We start from the raw sequence: 17,500 nt of genomic DNA, 5'->3' as shown, positions 1-17,500 counted from the left end.
AGTGAGGACGCCCATGAAGAAGCTGTCGGTTCTGCTCCTCCTGCCGCTGGCCGCGTGCATCCGCTTCGGCGCGGCGCCGCCGCCTGCGCTGCTGACCCTCGCCCCGGCGACCGAGGTACCGGCGGGCCGCACCCAATCGTCGGCGCAGGCCAAGTCGATCACGGTGCAGGTGCCCTCCGTGCCGCAGTCGCTGTCGGTCACGCGCGTGCCGGTGCAGTCGAGCGATACCAGCATCGCCTATGTCAAGGATGCGCAATGGGCCGAACCGCCTGCGCGGCTGTTCGCGCGGCTGCTGTCCGACACGCTGACCGCGCGCAGCAACATGGTGGTGCTGAGCACGCGGCAGGGCTTCACCGATCCGGGCGCGCAACTGTCGGGCGAACTCCGCGACTTCGGCATCGACGCGACCCGCGGCGAGGCGGTGGTGACGTTCGACGCCACGCTCCAGCGGGTGAACGCCACCCCCTTCGAGAAACGCCGGTTCGAGGCGCGCGTGCCGGTCAGCCCGATCGACGCGACCACCGTCGGCCCGGCCATCAACCAGGCAGCGAACCAGGTGGCGGCGGCGGTCGCCGACTGGGCGCGATAGGCTGGGCACGCCGTCGTCACTCCCGCGCAGGCGGGAGTCCATAGACGCCGACCGTGGGGAATTCGCCGCATCGTCGGTGCATATGGATTCCCGCCTGCGCGGGAATGACGGCTGCTTGTAGTACCCGGTCGATCCGCCTCGCGCACATCAACCGGGGCAACTCATCCCGGCATCGCGGCGTTACGACAGCGGAACAACCATCTTCGTACCGCAGGGAGCCGACCACCGCATGACCATCGTCCGGCAGCGAATCGAGCGTGGCGGCTTCCTGTTGTTCCTCGCGCTGATGACGGTCGCGCTGGTGGCGGTGGTGTCGGGCTTTCTCGGCGCGCTGCTATGGGCGGGGCTGGCGGCGTTGCTGTTCCAGTCGCTGTTCCAGTGGATGCTGCGGCGCCATCCGGGCCGACGCAACCTTGCCGCCGCGCTGACCCTGCTCGTCATCACCGTGGCGGTGGTGATCCCGGCGCTCGTCATCGCCAGCATGGTCGTCGAACAGTCCGCCGGGGTCTATACGCAGTTGCGCAGCGGGCAGATCAACTTCGCGACCTATTTCGAGCAGGTGCATGCCGCGCTGCCGCCACGGCTGCGCGGCTGGATCGACAGCGCGGGCTTCGGCAGCATCGAGCGGATTCAGGCGCAACTGTCGCAGGCGGTCGGCGCGAGCGCGAGCACGCTGGCCCAGCGTGCCTTCACCATCGGCGCCAATGCCGCCTCGTTCCTGCTGGCGTTCTGCGTCGGCCTCTACGTCACCTATTTCCTGCTGCGCGACGGCGACCGGATCGGCCCGGCCATCGTCCGCACCCTGCCGTTCGAGCCGATGGTGGCGCAGCGCATCGCCGACAAGTTCGTCGCGGTCGCCCGCGCCACCGTGAAGGGATCGGGCGTGGTCGCGCTGGTGCAGGGGGCGCTGGGGGCGATCACCTTCTGGATCGTCGGCCTGCCCGCCGCGTTGCTGTGGGGCGTGGTGATGGCGATCGCCGCGCTGCTGCCCGCGGTCGGCCCCGCCATCATCTGGGGGCCGGTCGGCATCTATCTGCTGGCGACCGGCGCGGTGTGGCAGGGCGTGGTGGTGTTCGCCTCGGGCGTGCTGGTGATCGGGCTGGCGGACAACATCCTGCGTCCGCTGCTGGTCGGGCGCGATACAGGCATTCCCGACTGGCTGGTGCTGGTGACGACGCTGGGCGGCATCGACCTGCTGGGCCTGAGCGGCATCGTCGTCGGACCGGTGGTCGCGGCGCTGTTCCTGACCGGCTGGTCGATCCTCGCCGAACAGCGCGGGCGGAGCGTGGACGGGACGGCGGAAAGCTGAGGCCTGCCCAACCGTCCCGACCGTTCGTGTCGAGCGCAGTCGAGACACCGTGCGAACCGTCTGCGGCACGTCCCTCGACTGCGCTCGGGACGAACGGCATGCAGGTTCCTGCGTCTACAACGGGTGCCCCGCGCGACAGCGCTCATACTCGACCGGATCATGGGTGCAGGTGACGGTCAGTTCCCCCGCCCGCTCGATCGACAGCACGCGCAGCCGTTCCTGATTGGTCATCCGCGCGGTCGCATCCACCTCCATCAGCCGTTGATAGGCGCGCAGGCCCGGCGTACAGCGCCGCCGCGCCCGCCGCATCTCGCCGCGATAGAAATAGGCGTCGCCCGCGTGGAGCAGCCAGTGCCCGTCGTCCCGCCGGATGGCGACGCCCGCATGGCCCCAGGTGTGGCCGGGCAGCGGCACCATCAGTATCTCGGGCGGCAGGCCGTGGAGGTCGCGCACCGCATCGAACCCGAACCACCCCTCGCCCTGCGCGCCATAGCATTGCCAGTGGCGCACGCCGTCCAGTTGCGCCCGCCGCCAGCGGTTGCGCGCGACGACGCCGGTATGCGGCCCGGTCGCATCGTCATATTCGCGCCGCATCACATGGACACGGGCATTGGGAAAATCGTCCAGTCCGCCGGCATGATCGAAGTCGAGATGGGTGACGACGATATGCCGCACGTCCGCCGCCCGGTGGCCCAGCGCCTCGATCTGGCGGATCGCCGTCTCGCGCTCGCGCAGGCGGATGTTGAGCATCAGCCGCCACGGCAGGGTGATGCGCGGATCGGGCCGGGCATGGGGATGCGCGACGTCGTGCAGCCCATAGCCGGTATCGACCAGCACCAGCCCGTGTGCATCGGTTTCGATCAACAGGCAGTGGCAGACGATCCGCCCCAGCGGCGCGACGCTGCGCCCGTCGAACAGCGCGCCGCCCAGCGGACAGTCGGTGCCGCAGTTGAGATGGTGGATGCGCATCGGGTTTCTCCTGCGATCATCGTCATTCCCGCCTGCGCGGGAATGACGAAGGTGGGGCGGGCTGCCGCCCGCCCCGCTTCTCACCCGATCTGCTGGTCCTGCGCACCGCTGTCGGGGCGGGCCGGGCCGAGGATCGGCTCCTCGCCCAGCGGCTTGTTCTGGAACACGGTGAACTCGCCGCGCCCGTCCATCGACGGGCCGTCGGTCCAGCGCCCTTCGGGGAAGGTGCCGTCGACCGAGGTCGCGTAGAAATTATAGTTGTTCGCCTGATCCTCCATCTCCTGCGGGAAGGAATTGGGGATCGGCAGGTTGGCGGTGCCGCCCAGCTCCTCGATCACCGCCAGCCATTGCTGCTGGTGCATCGTGTCGCGGGCGATCATATAGTGCAGCATCTTGCGCATGCCCTCGTCATGCGCGGCGTTGAAGATGCGCACCGCCAGCACCCGCCCGGTGCTCTCGGCCGCGACATTGCAGTACATGTCGGCGGCGACATTGCCGCTGGCATAGATGTGGCTCATGTTGAACGGCACGCCGTCCGAATCCATCGGCATCGCCGCCAAGCCACCCGACAGCAGGTTCTTGTGGATCAACCCCTCGATACTGTGCCGCGGGTTCTCGCCGCCCATCACCGCGCCGACGATCGAATCCTTGACGCCTTCCTCCTGCAACTGCGTCGGTGCCTTGTCGAGATTGAGCGCGACGGCGGTCGCCAGCATCTCGATATGGCCGATCTCTTCCGTGGCGGTGTGGAGCAGCATGTCGCGATATTTCGGCGTCGGCGCGCGATTGCCCCACGCCTGGAAGAAATATTGCATGCACACGCGAATCTCGCCTTCGACGCCGCCGATCGCCTGTTGCAGGATACGCGCGAACGCCGGGTCGGGGTTGGCGCAGGTGACGGGGAATTGCAGCCGCTTGTCGTGATAATACATCGCTCAGCTCCATCGGTCGCCGTGGGGGACACTGGGCCTCAACCGATCACGTCACGATAAGTCGTTGTTTTTGCGTATCAAACTGCCTGTATTTTTACCCGATCCAGATTAGTTTTTTCCCGGCGATTGCGGCCCGCACCCCGTTCGTGTCGAGCGAAGTCGAGACACGCGGCGCAGCGTTCGCGGCACGTCCCTCGACCATGCCCGGGACGAACGGGGTCGGAGCAAACGGCTCAGTTCGACCGCGTGGGATCGGTCATCGGATCGGCCATCTCGCGCGATCCTTCCAGCCGGGCGACGGGGAGCGATCCGGTCTGGCGCTCGATCATGCGGTGGACGCGCGGCGGTTCCTCGCCCCGGTGCAGCTTCAGCAGCGCCTCGCTGTTGGCATGGTCCGCCTGCGTCCGGCGCTGGTTGTGGCGGATATAGTCGAGCCAGGTCGAGACGTGGTAGCGCTCGATCCACAGTTCGGGATCGTTCAGGTCGCGCAGCAGCGCCCAGTGATGCGCGCCGTCGCGCCGCCGGATGCGCCGCCGCTCGGCCATCACCCCCAGGAACGCGACGACATCGCCCGGCGCGATGCGATAGTCGATCGTCACCACCACCGGTCCCGACCGCGCCTCGACCGGCACGGCGGTGTCGGGCGTCTCCCACCCGCGCGGGTCGAGGTTCGCCGTCTCGATATCGGGCAGCGGCAGGCGCAGCCCGGCGACGACGCTCAGCAACTGTACCCCCGCCGCCGCGAACAGGGCGGTCGCGACCCCGCGCCCCTCCGCCACCGAACCGAACAGCCAGCTGCCCGCCGCCATCCCGCCGAACGCCGCCATCTGGTACAAGGCCAGCGCGCGGGCCACGACCCAGCGGGGCGCGGCCATCTGCACCGTCACGTTGAAGGTGCTGAGCGCCAGCACCCAGCCTGCGCCCGCCAGCACCAGTGCGATCAGCGTCAGCGGCAGGAACGCGCTGACCCCCGCCACCGCCGCCCCGATCGCAAGGCCGGTGGCGGCGACGCGCACCACCCGCTCGGTCGGCCAGCGCCGCCTGAGGCGCGTGCTGCCCAGCGCGCCTGCCACCGCGCCGATGCCGAATGCCCCCAGCAGCGCGCCATAGGTCAGCGGCCCGCCGGTCACGAGGTCGCGCGCGATCAGCGGCATCATCGCCGGGACCGCGCTGGCCGCCACGCCGAACAGCGCGGCACGCAGCAGCACGGTGCGGATGCTGGGCGACATGCGGACATAGCGCACCCCCGCCGCCATCGCGAGGCCGAGCGTCTCGCGCGGCAGCAGCCGGGGGGCATAGTTCGGCTGCCACCGCGCCAGCACCGCGATCAGCCCGATATAGCTCAGTGCATTGGTCAGGAACGCCGCCGCCGCCCCCGCCGCCGCGACGATCGCGCCGCCGATCGCCGGACCCAGGCTGCGCGCGATGTTGAACCCCATCGAGTTGAGCGCGACGGCGCTCGGCAGGACGCTGCGCGGCACCATGTCGCCGACCGATGCCTGCCACGCCGGGCCGTTGATCGCGGTGCCGCAGCCGATCAGGAAGGTGAAGGTCAGCAGCAGCCACGGCGTCAGCACGCCTTCCCATGCGCACACCGCCAGCACGACCGATACCGCCAGCATGAACCCCTGCGCCGCCAGCATCACCCGCCGCCGGTCGAGATTGTCGGCGACCGCCCCCGCCCATAGCGACAGCAGCATGATCGGCAGCGTGGTCGATGCCTGTACCAGCGCGATCATCTGCGGCGAGGAGGCGAGCGCGGTCATCATCCACGACGCGCCGACCGACTGGATGAGCCCGCCGAAGTTCGACGCCATCGACGCGATCCAGATCGCACGGAAGATCGGGATCGACAGCGGCCTGCTCGGCTGCGCGGTCGCGGTCGTTACGGGGGTAGCGGTCATGGCGGGGTGAATGCGGGAAGCATGCGCTTTGTGCCATGGAAAAGCCGATCGCCCTTGCGAGCCGCCCGCAATGCGCGCACGCGACGGGCATGTCGCCGCCCTATCTCCTCGACGCCGACGGCGCGCTGCTGACGGTGCGCGTCACGCCCAGGGCATCGCGCAGCGCGCTGGCGGGCACGATCGCGCTGGACGACGGCCGCACCGCGCTGGCGCTGCGCATCGCCGCCCCGCCGGTCGACGGCGCGGCCAATGCCGAAGTCGTCCGCCTCCTCGCCAAGGCGCTGGGCGTGGCGCGCGGGCGGGTGACGATCGTGGCGGGCGATTCGGCGCGGGTGAAGCGGGTGCGGGTGGCGGGCGATCCGGCAGCGTTGGAGGCGGCGTTGCGCGACCTTTTCACCTGAACCCTACCCCGTTTGCCGACGCCCCGCACCCACCCGTTCGTCCCGAACGAAGTCGAGGGCCGTGCCGCAAGCGTCGCGCCGGGTGTCTCGACTACGCTCGACACGAACGGTCGGGATGCAGGATCGGAACGAAGGCCGGTAAACTCGCCCCTACTCCCGGATATCCCGCCGGAACGTCTCGGGCAGGAACAGCACGCCCAGCACCAGCGTCACCACCGCCAGCACCACCGGATACCACAGCCCGTAATAGATATCCCCGGTCGCCGCGACCATCGCGAACGCCGTGGTCGGCAGGAAGCCGCCGAACCAGCCGTTGCCGATATGATAGGGCAGCGACATCGACGAATAGCGGATGCGGCTGGGGAACAGTTCGACCAGCAGCGCGGCGATCGGGCCATAGACCATGGTGACGAGGATCACCATGAACCACAGGATCGCGACGACCTTGACCGTATCGATCGCCGCCGGATCGGCCTTGGCCGGATAGCCTGCCGCCGCCAGCGCCGCCGCCACATCGCCCTGATACGCCTTGATCGCCTCGGCGCGCGCCGTCCCCGTCACCTGCGCCGGATCGGGCGTGGCGAGTGCGGCGCTGCCGACCTCGATCCGGGCGATCGTACCCGCCGGGGCCTCGACATTGGTGTAGCTGATGCCGTTCTTCGCCAGCCAGGATTTGGCGATGTCGCAGCTCTTCGCATCGAACTTGTTGCCGCCGACCGGATCGAACTGGAACGAGCAGTCGGCGTCATGCGCCACCACGCGCACCGGCGCGCTCGCCTGCGCCGCCGCCAGCGCGGGGTTCGCCGCCTGCGTCAGCGCGCCGAACAGCGGGAAATAGGTGAGCGCGGCGATGGCGCAGCCGCCCATGATGATCCACTTGCGCCCGATCCGGTCGGACAGCCAGCCGAAGAAGACGAAGAACGGCGTGCCCAATGCCAGCGCCACCGCCAGCAGCACGTTCACCGTCGCCCCGTCGACCTTCATCATCTTTTCGAGGAAGAACAGGACGTAGAACTGCCCCGTATACCACACCACCGCCTGGCCCATGGCGGCCCCGAACAGCGCGATCAGCACGACCTTCAGGTTCGGCCAGCGCAGGAACGCCTCGGTCAGCGGCGCCTTCGAGGTCTTGCCCTCGGCCTTCATCTTCAGGAACACGGGGCTTTCCGACAGTTGCAGCCGGATCCACATCGATACGCCCAGCAGCAGGATCGACACGAGGAACGGCAGCCGCCAGCCGAAGCCGCCGAACGTCTCCTCGCCCAGCAACGTGCGGAATCCGATGACGACCAGCAGCGCGGCGAACAGCCCCATGGTCGCGGTCGTCTGGATGAAGCTGGTGTAGAGGCCACGCTTCCCCGGCGGGGCGTGCTCGGCGACATAGGTCGCCGCCCCGCCATATTCGCCGCCCAGCGCCAGCCCCTGGAGCAGCCGGAGGCCGACGAGGATGATCGGCGCGGCGATCCCGATCGAGGCATAGGAGGGCAGCAGCCCGACCGCGAAGGTCGACAGGCCCATGATCCCCATCGTCACGAGGAAGGTGTTCTTGCGCCCGACCAGATCGCCGATCCGCCCGAACACCAGCGCGCCGAACGGCCGGACCGCGAACCCGGCGGCGAATGCGCCGAGCGCGAGGATGAACCCGGTCGTCTCGTTCACGCCCGAGAAGAACTGTTTCGAGATATAGGTCGCGAGCAGTCCGTAGAGGTAGAAGTCGTACCACTCGAACACGGTGCCGAGCGACGATGCCGCGATCACCAGCTTCTCGTTCTGGCCCTTGGGGTGTGCCCCGGCCGTCGTCGCATCCGCCATGGCGGCATCCTCTCCGTGAAAGGGCGGCGCACGGTCTGATGCCGCACGTCCGAACGCGGCGATTGTCGCCCGCCTGTGCGTCATCGACCAGTACGACCTTGGTCGTAGGCACCACCGGCTTGACGCGCGCCCATGCAACCACAGATCAAGGGCACAGGAGAGAGACATGACCGAGACGATCCACGCCGCCCCGCGCGATTCTGCGGCACAGCTGGACAAGGCGACCTATGACGCGCGCTACGCCGCCTCGGTTGCCGACCCGGAAGCCTATTGGCGCGAGGGCGGCACCTGCATCGACTGGTCGCGGCCCTATACGCAGGTCAAGGACACCTCGTTCGACGAGGCCGACTTCCGCATCCGCTGGTTCGCCGACGGGCAGACCAACGTGTCGGCCAACTGCCTCGACCGCCATCTGGAAACGCGCGGCGATCAGGTAGCCATCCTCTGGGAAGGCGACGAACCGGGCGAGACGGCGCGCGTCACCTATCGCGAACTCCACCAGCAGGTCTGCTGCTTCGCCAACGTCCTGAAGGCGAAGGGCGTGAAGAAGGGCGACCGCGTCACCCTCTACCTGCCGATGATCCCGCAGGCCGCCGCCGCGATGCTCGCCTGCACCCGCATCGGCGCGATCCATTCGATCGTGTTCGGCGGCTTCAGCCCCGACAGCCTCGCCAACCGCATCGTCGATTGCGACAGCAAGCTGGTCATCACCGCCGACGAGGGTTGCCGCGGGGGAAAACGCATTCCGCTCAAGGCCAATGTCGACAAGGCGTTGCGGCACGCGCCGGGCGTCGAGACCGTCCTCGTCATCCGCCGCAGCGGCGCGGACGTGCCGATGCAGGCGGGGCGCGATCACTGGCTCCACGACCTGTTGGCCGACGCCTCGCCCGATTGCCCCGCCGAGCCGATGGATGCGGAGGACCCGCTGTTCATCCTCTACACCTCGGGTTCGACCGGCAAACCCAAGGGGGTGCTGCACACCACCGGCGGCTATCTGGTGTGGGCGCACACCACCTTCCGCGACGTGTTCGATTACCGGGAGGGCGAGGTGTTCTGGTGCACCGCCGACATCGGCTGGGTGACGGGGCACAGCTATGTCGTCTACGGCCCGCTGTCGAACGGGGCGACGACCGTGATGTTCGACGGCGTGCCCAACTATCCCGACCATGGCCGGTTCTGGGAGACGATCGACCGGCTGGGCGTCAACATCTTCTACACCGCCCCGACGGCAATCCGCGCGCTGATGCGCGAGGGCGACAAATGGGTGACGCAATCCGGCCGCCAGTCGCTGCGCCTGCTCGGCTCGGTCGGCGAACCGATCAATCCGGAGGCGTGGGACTGGTACCACCGCGTCGTCGGCGAGCGGCGCTGCCCGATCGTCGATACCTGGTGGCAGACCGAGACCGGCGGCATCCTCATCTCGCCCCTGCCCTATGCCACCGACCTGAAGCCCGGCAGCGCGACCAGGCCGCTGCCCGGCGTGCAGCCGGTGATCGTCGATGCCGAGGGCAAGGTGCTCGACGGCGCGACCGAGGGCAATCTGTGCATCGCCGACAGCTGGCCGGGGCAGATGCGGACCGTCTGGGGCGATCACGACCGCTTCTTCCAGACCTATTTCACCACCTATCCCGGCAGATACTTCACCGGCGACGGGGTGCGCCGCGACGGCGACGGCTATTACTGGATCACGGGCCGCGTCGACGACGTCATCAACGTCAGCGGCCACCGCATGGGCACCGCCGAGGTCGAAAGCGCACTCGTTGCGCACCGGAAGGTCGCCGAGGCCGCCGTCGTCGGCATGCCGCACGACATCAAGGGGCAGGGCATCTACGCCTATGTCACGCTGAACGCGGGCGAGGAACCGTCGGACGACCTGCGCGCCGAACTGCGGACATGGGTCCGGCAGGAGATCGGACCCGTCGCCACGCCCGACGCGCTGCAATTCACGCCCGGCCTGCCCAAGACGCGATCGGGCAAGATCATGCGCCGCATCCTGCGCAAGATCGCCGAGAACGATACCGGCAATCTGGGCGACACCTCCACGCTCGCCGATCCGGGCGTGGTCGACACGCTGGTCGCCGAGCGTATCGTTCCGGCGTGAGCGGCGGCGCGCGATCCTTACTTCGCCGTACCCCCGCGCAGGCGGGGGTCCGGAGTCGCAGAAGCGAACGGTTGTTTTGCATGGCTCTGGACCCCCGCCTGCGCGGGGGTACGATGTGATACCGTTCGCAGACCTGCTCGTATCGAACCGATGCCCCCCACCATCCTCGTCGCCGACGATCACCCGCTGTTCCGCCAGGCGCTGACCCTCGCGATCATCGCCGTCGCGCCCGATGCGCGCATCGTCGAGGCAGGTTCGCTCGACCGCGCGGCAGCGGCGGTGCGCGATACCTCCGACCTCGGGCTGATCCTGCTCGACCTGAACATGCCCGGCGCGGTCGGCTACAGCGGCGTCGCGCTGCTCCATGCCGAGGCGCCGGGCGTGCCGATCCTCGTCGTCTCCGGCGCCGACCGTGCGGCGGCGTTCGCACAGGTCGCCCGCTTCGGCGCGGTCGGCTTCGTCGGCAAGGATGCGGCGCTGGGCGAGATCGAGGACGCGATCGGCGCCGCGCTGGCGGGCGAACGGATGCCGGTCACGGCGCTGCCCGAAGACGACATCGCCGCGCGCGTCGCCTCGCTCACCCCGACGCAGTTGCGCGTGCTGCTCGGCGTACTGGCCGGGCGGCTCAACAAGCAGATCGCCCACGACCTCGGCATGGCGGAGGCGACGGTCAAGACGCACATGACCGCGGTGCTGCGCAAGCTCGACGTCGGCAACCGGACGCAGGCGGCGCTGGCGGCGCGCGCGCTGGGGCTGGAGGTCACGGGGTAACGGCTTGCCAAGGCGCCGCCCTTCGCGGATGACCGGTCCGGCGGCGGCAAGGCGGGGACGGCGATGGCCCTCATCAAGACGGGGTTGCTCTATTTCGACCAGGCGATCCGCCAGGGTTCGATCCGCAAGGCGGCGGAGACGCTCAACATCGCCTCCTCGGCGGTGAACCGGCAGTTGCTGCAACTCGAGGAAGAGCTGGACGTGCAGCTGTTCGTCCGCATGCCGCGCGGCATCCGCCCGACCGCGGCGGGCGAGGCGCTGCTTGCCTATATCCGCCGGTGGAAGCGCGAGAGCGTGGCGCTGCGCCACGAGATGCTGCGGCTGCGCGGCGGGGAGCGCGGGCGCATCCGCATCGCCGCCGCCGAAAGCCTTGCCGACGATCTCGTGCCGCGCACCATCGCGCGCTACCGGGAACGTTTTCCGCTGATCGAATTCTCGCTGCTGGCCGGGGACAATCACCGGGTCCGTGCCGAGCTGCTGTCGAAGGATGCGGACGTGATCTGCGCGTTCGACCTGACCGGCACGTCGCGCACCGCGACGGTGGCGCATGTCCAGACGCCGATCGGGGTCATCGTGCCGCCCGGCCACCCCCTGACCGCGCTCGAGCGGGTGACGCTGCCCGATTGCATCCCCCATGCGGTGGTGACGCCGCACGACGACTGGCTGAAGCAGAGCGTCCTGTCCGAGCTGTTCGACACCAGCGACGTGCCGCTGAAGCGCGTCGCGATGGTCGAGCGGATCGACACGCTCAAGAACCTCGTGCGCGCCGGGATCGGCATCGCCTTCCTCTCGCGCATCGGGCTGGAGCGCGAGCTGGCGGCGGGCGAGCTGTGCTGGATGCCGCTGGCCGAGGGGATCGTCCGCCCGGCGAGCGTATCGATCCTGCTGCAACGCGGGCGGGTGCTGCCGATCTATCTCAGCAGCTTCGTCGACATGCTCAAGGAGGAATTCGCCCTGCTCGGCGAGTAGCGCGGCGCTACCCCGCCGTAGCGGCTTCCGCCGCCTCCGCCGCATTCGCCAGCCGCCGCGCCAGAAACGCGCAGGCGATCAGCTGCAACTGGTGGAACACCATCACCGGCAGCAGCACGATGCCGACCTGCGCGGGCGGGAACAGCACGCCTGCCATCGGCACGCCGGTCGCGAGACTCTTCTTCGATCCGCAGAAGCGCATCACCGCCGCATCCGCCGCGTCCAGCTTCATCGCCCGCGCCGCCATGCCGGTCAGCACCAGCACCACCGCCAGCAGCCCCGCGCACCATGCGACCAGTTCGGCCAGTTCCCCCGCCCCGACCTGCGACCACAGCCCCTCGCTCACCGCCGCGCCGAACGCGGTATAGACGACCAGCAGGATCGACCCCCGGTCGAGCGTCGTCACCAGCCGCTTGCGCCTGGCGATCCAGTCGCCGATCCACGGGCGCAGCAGATGCCCCGCCGCGAACGGCACCAGCAGTTGCAGCACGATCGCGCGCACGCTGTCGAACGACAGCTCCACCCCGCCGCTCGCAGGCAGCAGCAGCGCCGCCAGCGCAGGCGTGATCGCGATGCCGAGCAGGTTGGACAGCGACGCGCTGCACACCGCCGCCGCGACATTGCCGCGCGCCATCGCGGTGAACGCGATCGACGACTGTACCGTCGAGGGCAGCAGCGTCAGGAACAGCAGGCCGGTGGCAAGGTCGCGCGACGGCAGCCCGCTGGCCGTGATCGCGAGGCCGAGCAGCGGGAACAGCACGAAGCTGGTCGCGAGGATCGCCGCATGCAGCCGCCAGTGCCGCGCGCCCGCCAGCAGCGCCTCGCGCGACAGCTTCGCGCCATGCACGAAGAACAGCGCGACGATCGCGACATCGGCGGCTCCGTCGAACAACGGCACGCCCCAGCCGCGCGGCGGCAGCAGCGTGGCGATCAGCACCGTCGCCAGCAGCATCAGCACATAGGGTTCGACGACGGCGAGCAGGCGGCGGATCATCGGGGCACTCCGGTTGCGCACACGGGATCAACTGCCCCGATAGGTCGAATAGCTGTAGGGGGAGACGAGCAACGGCACATGATAGTGCCCGCCGTCGCTCGCGATGCCGAAATCGATCGTCACCTGGTCGAGGAACGGCGGATCGGCGAGCGCCACGCCTTCCCCCCGGAAATAGTCCGCCACGGCGAAGCGCAGCGCATGCCGCCCCGGCGACAGCCGCAACGCCGCCAGTTCGGGGCAGCGCCCGTCGGCGTTGGTCCTGCCGTTGAACAGCACCGCGCCGCGCCCGTCGCACAGCGTGACGGCAAGTTCCCCTGCCGGATGTCCGTGCGCGGTGTCGAGGACATGGGTGGAGAGCGTGGCACTCATGCCGCCGCCCCGCCGCGCGGCCACGACCCGACGAACTCCGGCTCGTCATAGGCGAGATAGGCGGCGATCATCGCGTCGCGATCGTCGAGGAACAGCTGGTCGGCGACCCCCGCCGCCAGCCGGGGCAGCGCGTGGCGCAGCCCCGACAGCGCCGATGCCGACAGGCCGAGACTGATGAGCCCCGAATAGTTGAACGCGAACAGCCCGTGCAGCCGGTCGGCATGTTCCGGCGAACGCGGCAGGAACTGGAACTGCGGCCCCAGATAGGGATGCGCGTCGATCAGCGCATTCGCGCCCTCCGCCGGGGAAAAGCGGTCGGACCAGCGCGCGATGCCGTCGGCGACCAGCGCCAGCTCGGGGCGCAGCGCCGGATCGGTGACGAGGCCGGTCGACAGGACGAGGAAGTCGAACGTCTCCACCCCGCGCGGCGTCGTCACCGCCACGCCGTCCGCCGTATCCGCCACGTCCAGCCACGGCGTGCCGAGATGCAGGTGGAAACCGGGCAGCGCCGATGCGCGGTCGAAGGTATCGTTGGTCGGTGGCTGGCTGCGAACGAAGAAGTCGGCCATCATCCGGTATTTGGCGGCATCGTCCAGCGCGGCGAAGCGGCTGATGATCCCGCTGCGCTCCATGTGGCGGATCGGGTTGACCCGCGGCAGCGCCGGGCGGCGCACGAACACATGCGCCTCCGCCACTCCGGCGGACAGCGCGGCATGGGCGTTGTCGAACGCCGAAGCCCCCGCCCCCAGCAGCGCGATCCGCTTGCCCGCCAGCGCCGCATAGTCGATCGCCGCCGCGGTATGGGCATAGCGGGCCGGGTCCACCCGCTCGCGCACCATCGGCGGGACATGCCAGTTGCCGCCGCCCTGGATGCCGGTCGCCAGCACGACCTTGCGCGCCAGCAGCGGTGCACCCTCCGCCGGATGCAGGCGGAACCGCCCGCCCAGCGGCTCGATCAGCGTGACGCGGCTGTCGTTGCGTACCGGCAGGTTCAGCACGCTGCGGTACCAGCGCAGATAGGCCATCCAGTCACGCCGCGGGATCTTGTCGAGCGCCGCCCATCCCGCCGCCCCGTGCTGCGCTTCCCAGAAGGCGCGGAAGGTGAGCGAGGGCACCCCGAGATCGATCGCGGTCAGATGCTTGGGCGTGCGCAGCGTCATCATCCGCGCGTAGGTGTCCCACGGCCCCTCATAGCCCGCCGGATTCTCGTCGAGGACGAGGATGTCGGACACCCGTTCGCGCAGCAGGGCGAAGGCCGCGCCCAGCCCGCTCTGCCCGCCGCCGACGATGACGACGTCATGGACATGGCCCTCGGCACTTTCCTGCGGCACGGTCCACGCCGGGCCCCCGTGGGCGAGGCGTTCGAGGTCGGTCGCGACCTGCTCCGCCAGTGCGGCAAGGCCGATGGGTCGGGTCATGGCAATGTCTCCAGTCGCAGGCGGACGATATGGCCGATCTCGTCCAGCGCGGTCGCCACCTCGGTCGCGGGATCGTTGGTCAGGCGCTCGGCCATGGCGGTGAGGATGCCCGCGCGGTCGGTGCGGCGGACGCAGATGACGAAGGGAAAGCCGAACCGGTCGCGATAGGCGGCGTTCAGCGCGTGGAACCGCTCGAACTCCTCCGCGGTCATGCGGTCGAGCCCCGCCGACGCCTGTTCGCTGCGCGATTCCTCGGTCAGCGTGCCCGCGATCGCCGCGCGCCCGGCCAGTTCGGGATGGGCGCGGATCACCGCCAGCTGCTCCTCCGGCGTGGCGTCGGCCAGCACCGCGACGATCGCCTCCGCCACATCGGGAAACGGCCGCCGCGCCGCCGCACGCGCGACCACCCACGGCGAATGCTCGACCACGCCGCGATAGCGTGCGACGAACACCGCCTCCGACAGCCTATTGAAATCGCTCACGATCCGGCTCCCTCGATCGAGACATGCGCGGCGACCACCTTCCACCCGTCGGCGAAGCGGACCCAGGTCTGGCTCTGCCGCCCCCGCCGCGGGTCGCCCTCGCGAAAGAATTCGGCGTTGGCGGTGGCGTGGTCGCGCCCGAAGCTGTGGATCGCGACGGTGCCGAGGCGGCGCTGCGGCGATCCGCCGCGCCCCTTGCGAAAGGCGCGGATGGCGTCCGCGCCGTACAGCACCTCGCCCACGCCATAGCGGATCGTGGTCGGGTGATCGTGGAACAGCCGGTCCATCGCCGCCACGTCGTCGGCCATCAGCGCGGCTTCATAGGCGGCGAAGGCGGCGGTGACTTCCGCCACCACCTGCGGGTCGTCGATTGCCATCTCGGGCGTCATGCCGGGTGCACCTCCTGCCAGTGTCGCGCGATATCGATGCGGCGCGCGATCCATGCGTCGCCGCTGGCGATCACGTGATCGACGAAGCGGGCGAGCGCCGCCGCGCGGCCGGGCCGCCCGACGATGCGGCCATGCAGCCCCACCGACATCATCCGCCCGCCCTCGGCGCGCAGCTGCTCGAAGGTGTCGCGCAGATAGCGGAAGAACGGCTCACCGTCGGCAAAGCCGTTGTACGCCACGAACTTCATGTCGTTGGCGTCCAGCGTATAGGGCACGATCAGCTGCGCCCGCCCGCCATTGGCATCGGCATGCCGCCGGTCCCAATAGGGCAGGTCGTCGGCATAGCTGTCGGCGTCATAGACGAACCCGCCCTCGGCGGCGACCAGGGCGGCGGTCGCGGGCGAGGTGCGCCCCTGATACCAGCCCAGCGGCCGCGTGCCGGTCAGCCGCGCGTGCAGCGCGATCGCCTCGGCGATATGCGCGCGCTCGGTCTCGGGGGGGACATATTGGTAGTCGATCCAGCGCAGGCCGTGGCTGGCGATCTCCCACCCGGCGGACAGCATCGCATCGACCGCCGCCGGGTTGGCGGCCATCGCCTGCGCCACCGCGAACGCCGTCACCGGTACCTGCCGCTCGGCGAACAGCCGGTGCAGCCGCCAGAATCCGGCGCGCGCGCCATATTCGTACAGGCTCTCCATCGCCATGGCGCGGGCGGGATGGCTGACCGCGCCGACCATCTCCGACAGGAACGCCTCCGACCCGGCGTCGCCGTTCAGGACGCAATTCTCCGCGCCCTCCTCGACATTGACGACGAACTGCACCGCGACGCGCGCGCCGCCCGGCCAGCGCGGATCGGGCGGTGTCGCGCCATAACCCGTCAGGTCACGCGCGGCGGTCATGCCGCATAGCTTTCGAGCGCGGCATCGACCCCGGCCCCGGCGGGAAGGGCGAACCCCTCGGCGCGCAGCACCGCCTCCAGCGCGGCGAGGGTCAGCAGCACCTTGTGCTTCATGGCGTTATATCCCATCGCGCCGATCCGCCACATCCTGCCCTGCAGGGGTCCGAAGGCGGTGCCGATCTCGATCTCGAAATCCTCGCGCATCCGCGCGCGCACGCGCTCGCCGTCGATGCCCTGCGGGATCACGATGCCGGTGACGTTGGTCATGCGGAAGCGATCGTCGCCGAACACCTCCAGCCCCATCGCACGGACCCCGACGACGACCGCGCGCCCCGCCGCGGCATGGCGCGCGAACCGTGCGTCGAGCCCCTCGCCCAGCGCGACACGGGCGCATTCGCGCGCGCCGTAGAGCATCGTCGTCGCCTCGGTATGGTGGTTCAGGCGCTTCTCGGACCAATAGTCCATGATCATCGCGAGATCGAAATAGTTGGTGCCGATCCGCACCCCGGCAGCATCGGCGATATCGGCGCGGCGGATGCCCTTCTCGACATGGCGGCGCCCGAGGATGCGGGTCGCGGCGCGATCGGAGATGGTGATCGGGGCCGATCCCGACGGCCCGCCGAGGCACTTCTGCAAGCCGCCGGTGACGATATCCGCGCCCCAGCGGTCGGCGGCGATTTCCATGCCGCCGATCGTCGCGGTCGCATCGACATAGAGATACGCCCCCGCCGCCCGGCACAGCGCCCCTACCCCGTCGAGCGGCTGCGCCATGGTGGTCGAGGTATCGCCGTGCACGCAGGCGACCACCATCGGCCGGGTGCGCTCGATCGCATCGGCGATCGCGTCGAGCGGCACCGTCTCGCCCCACGGCACCGACAGGCGTTCGACCTGCGCGCCGATCCGCTCGCCGATCTCCTGCAACAACAGCCCGAAGCGCCCGAAATCGATCACCAGCAACCGGTCGCCCGGCGCCAGCAGCGACACCAGCGACGCCTCGATCGCCGCGCGCGCGGTACCGTCGATCAGGAAGGTCCAGTGGTTGGCCGTCCCGAACACCGGGCGATACAGCGCCATCACCTGATTCATGTACCCGGTCATCTCCGGGTCGAACTGGCCGAGCAGGTCGGCGCTCATCGCCCGCAGCACGCGGGGATGGGCATTGACCGGCCCCGGCCCCATCAGCAGCCGCTGCG

The 17,500-nt window shown here is 69.6% G+C and carries 17 protein-coding genes; 6 read left to right on the top strand and 11 right to left on the bottom strand.

Annotation, left to right across the window (positions count from 1 at the left end; all coding sequences use genetic code 11):
- The first annotated feature begins 13 nt into the window (after nt 1-13).
- On the top strand, nt 14-589 hold the full coding sequence (locus ABLE43_RS05820; protein WP_348977536.1) for an ABC-type transport auxiliary lipoprotein family protein: 576 nt from the start codon (nt 14-16) through the stop codon (nt 587-589).
- A gap of 229 nt (nt 590-818) precedes the next feature.
- A complete protein-coding gene (locus ABLE43_RS05815; protein WP_348977535.1) occupies nt 819-1,898 on the top strand; it encodes an AI-2E family transporter in 1,080 nt (359 codons plus the stop codon).
- A gap of 114 nt (nt 1,899-2,012) precedes the next feature.
- Here ABLE43_RS05815 and ABLE43_RS05810 read toward each other — a convergent pair whose 3' ends face one another.
- From ABLE43_RS05810 to ABLE43_RS05800, 3 genes are all read right to left on the bottom strand, one after another.
- On the bottom strand, nt 2,013-2,867 hold the full coding sequence (locus tag ABLE43_RS05810) for an MBL fold metallo-hydrolase (RefSeq protein ID WP_348977534.1): 855 nt from the start codon (nt 2,865-2,867) through the stop codon (nt 2,013-2,015).
- Between the two features lie 80 nt (nt 2,868-2,947).
- Nucleotides 2,948-3,799 carry a manganese catalase family protein gene (locus tag ABLE43_RS05805; RefSeq protein ID WP_348977533.1) on the bottom strand — a complete coding sequence of 284 codons (852 nt, stop codon included), beginning with the start codon at nt 3,797-3,799 and terminating at the stop codon, nt 2,948-2,950.
- Nucleotides 3,800-4,032: 233 nt separating this feature from the next.
- Nucleotides 4,033-5,703 carry an MFS transporter gene (locus ABLE43_RS05800; protein WP_348977532.1) on the bottom strand — a complete coding sequence of 557 codons (1,671 nt, stop codon included), beginning with the start codon at nt 5,701-5,703 and terminating at the stop codon, nt 4,033-4,035.
- Nucleotides 5,704-5,738: 35 nt separating this feature from the next.
- Between ABLE43_RS05800 and ABLE43_RS05795 the strand changes: the two genes are divergently transcribed.
- On the top strand, nt 5,739-6,104 hold the full coding sequence (locus ABLE43_RS05795; protein ID WP_348977531.1) for a DUF167 domain-containing protein: 366 nt from the start codon (nt 5,739-5,741) through the stop codon (nt 6,102-6,104).
- Nucleotides 6,105-6,254: 150 nt separating this feature from the next.
- On the opposite strand, the gene ABLE43_RS05790 is transcribed toward ABLE43_RS05795, so the two are convergent.
- Nucleotides 6,255-7,916: an MFS transporter gene (locus tag ABLE43_RS05790; protein WP_348977530.1), complete on the bottom strand. Its 1,662-nt coding sequence runs from the start codon at nt 7,914-7,916 to the stop codon at nt 6,255-6,257.
- Nucleotides 7,917-8,082: 166 nt separating this feature from the next.
- Between ABLE43_RS05790 and acs the strand changes: the two genes are divergently transcribed.
- The 3 genes from acs to ABLE43_RS05775 all read left to right on the top strand — a co-directional run bounded on the left by acs (nt 8,083) and on the right by ABLE43_RS05775 (nt 11,757).
- Entirely contained in the window at nt 8,083-10,017 is a 1,935-nt protein-coding gene (acs, locus tag ABLE43_RS05785; RefSeq protein WP_348977529.1) for an acetate--CoA ligase, read from the top strand.
- 150 nt (nt 10,018-10,167) lie between these two features.
- Nucleotides 10,168-10,788, top strand: coding sequence for a response regulator (locus ABLE43_RS05780; RefSeq protein WP_348977528.1), 621 nt, complete (start codon nt 10,168-10,170; stop codon nt 10,786-10,788).
- Between the two features lie 63 nt (nt 10,789-10,851).
- A complete protein-coding gene (locus ABLE43_RS05775; protein ID WP_348977527.1) occupies nt 10,852-11,757 on the top strand; it encodes a LysR family transcriptional regulator in 906 nt (301 codons plus the stop codon).
- 7 nt (nt 11,758-11,764) lie between these two features.
- Here the strand turns inward: ABLE43_RS05775 and ABLE43_RS05770 are convergent, their stop codons facing one another.
- From ABLE43_RS05770 to ABLE43_RS05740, 7 genes are read right to left on the bottom strand one after another with little or no spacing between them, the layout of a single operon-like run.
- Nucleotides 11,765-12,751, bottom strand: a complete 987-nt coding sequence (locus ABLE43_RS05770; protein ID WP_348977526.1) for a bile acid:sodium symporter family protein — start codon at nt 12,749-12,751, stop codon at nt 11,765-11,767.
- A 27-nt stretch (nt 12,752-12,778) separates the two neighbouring features.
- Nucleotides 12,779-13,120 carry a hydroxyisourate hydrolase gene (uraH, locus tag ABLE43_RS05765; protein ID WP_348977525.1) on the bottom strand — a complete coding sequence of 114 codons (342 nt, stop codon included), beginning with the start codon at nt 13,118-13,120 and terminating at the stop codon, nt 12,779-12,781.
- Nucleotides 13,117-14,538: an FAD/NAD(P)-binding protein gene (locus tag ABLE43_RS05760; RefSeq protein ID WP_348977524.1), complete on the bottom strand. Its 1,422-nt coding sequence runs from the start codon at nt 14,536-14,538 to the stop codon at nt 13,117-13,119. Before ABLE43_RS05760 ends, uraH begins: the two co-directional genes overlap by 4 nt.
- Nucleotides 14,535-15,020 carry a 2-oxo-4-hydroxy-4-carboxy-5-ureidoimidazoline decarboxylase gene (uraD, locus tag ABLE43_RS05755; protein WP_348977523.1) on the bottom strand — a complete coding sequence of 162 codons (486 nt, stop codon included), beginning with the start codon at nt 15,018-15,020 and terminating at the stop codon, nt 14,535-14,537. The genes ABLE43_RS05760 and uraD overlap by 4 nt, the downstream gene beginning before the upstream one ends.
- Nucleotides 15,017-15,397 (bottom strand): oxalurate catabolism protein HpxZ, encoded by a 381-nt coding sequence (hpxZ, locus tag ABLE43_RS05750; RefSeq protein ID WP_348977695.1) that lies wholly within the window; start codon nt 15,395-15,397, stop codon nt 15,017-15,019. The genes uraD and hpxZ overlap by 4 nt, the downstream gene beginning before the upstream one ends.
- An 8-nt stretch (nt 15,398-15,405) precedes the next feature.
- Nucleotides 15,406-16,308 (bottom strand): allantoinase PuuE, encoded by a 903-nt coding sequence (puuE, locus tag ABLE43_RS05745; RefSeq protein WP_348977522.1) that lies wholly within the window; start codon nt 16,306-16,308, stop codon nt 15,406-15,408.
- A complete protein-coding gene (locus tag ABLE43_RS05740) occupies nt 16,305-17,486 on the bottom strand; it encodes a pyridoxal-phosphate-dependent aminotransferase family protein (RefSeq protein ID WP_348977694.1) in 1,182 nt (393 codons plus the stop codon). The genes puuE and ABLE43_RS05740 overlap by 4 nt, the downstream gene beginning before the upstream one ends.
- Between the last annotated feature and the right edge of the window lie 14 nt (nt 17,487-17,500).

The organism is Sphingomonas silueang (assembly GCF_040049155.1).
GTDB lineage: Bacteria > Pseudomonadota > Alphaproteobacteria > Sphingomonadales > Sphingomonadaceae > Sphingomonas > Sphingomonas silueang.
This window is presented reverse-complemented; position numbering and strand designations above follow the sequence as displayed.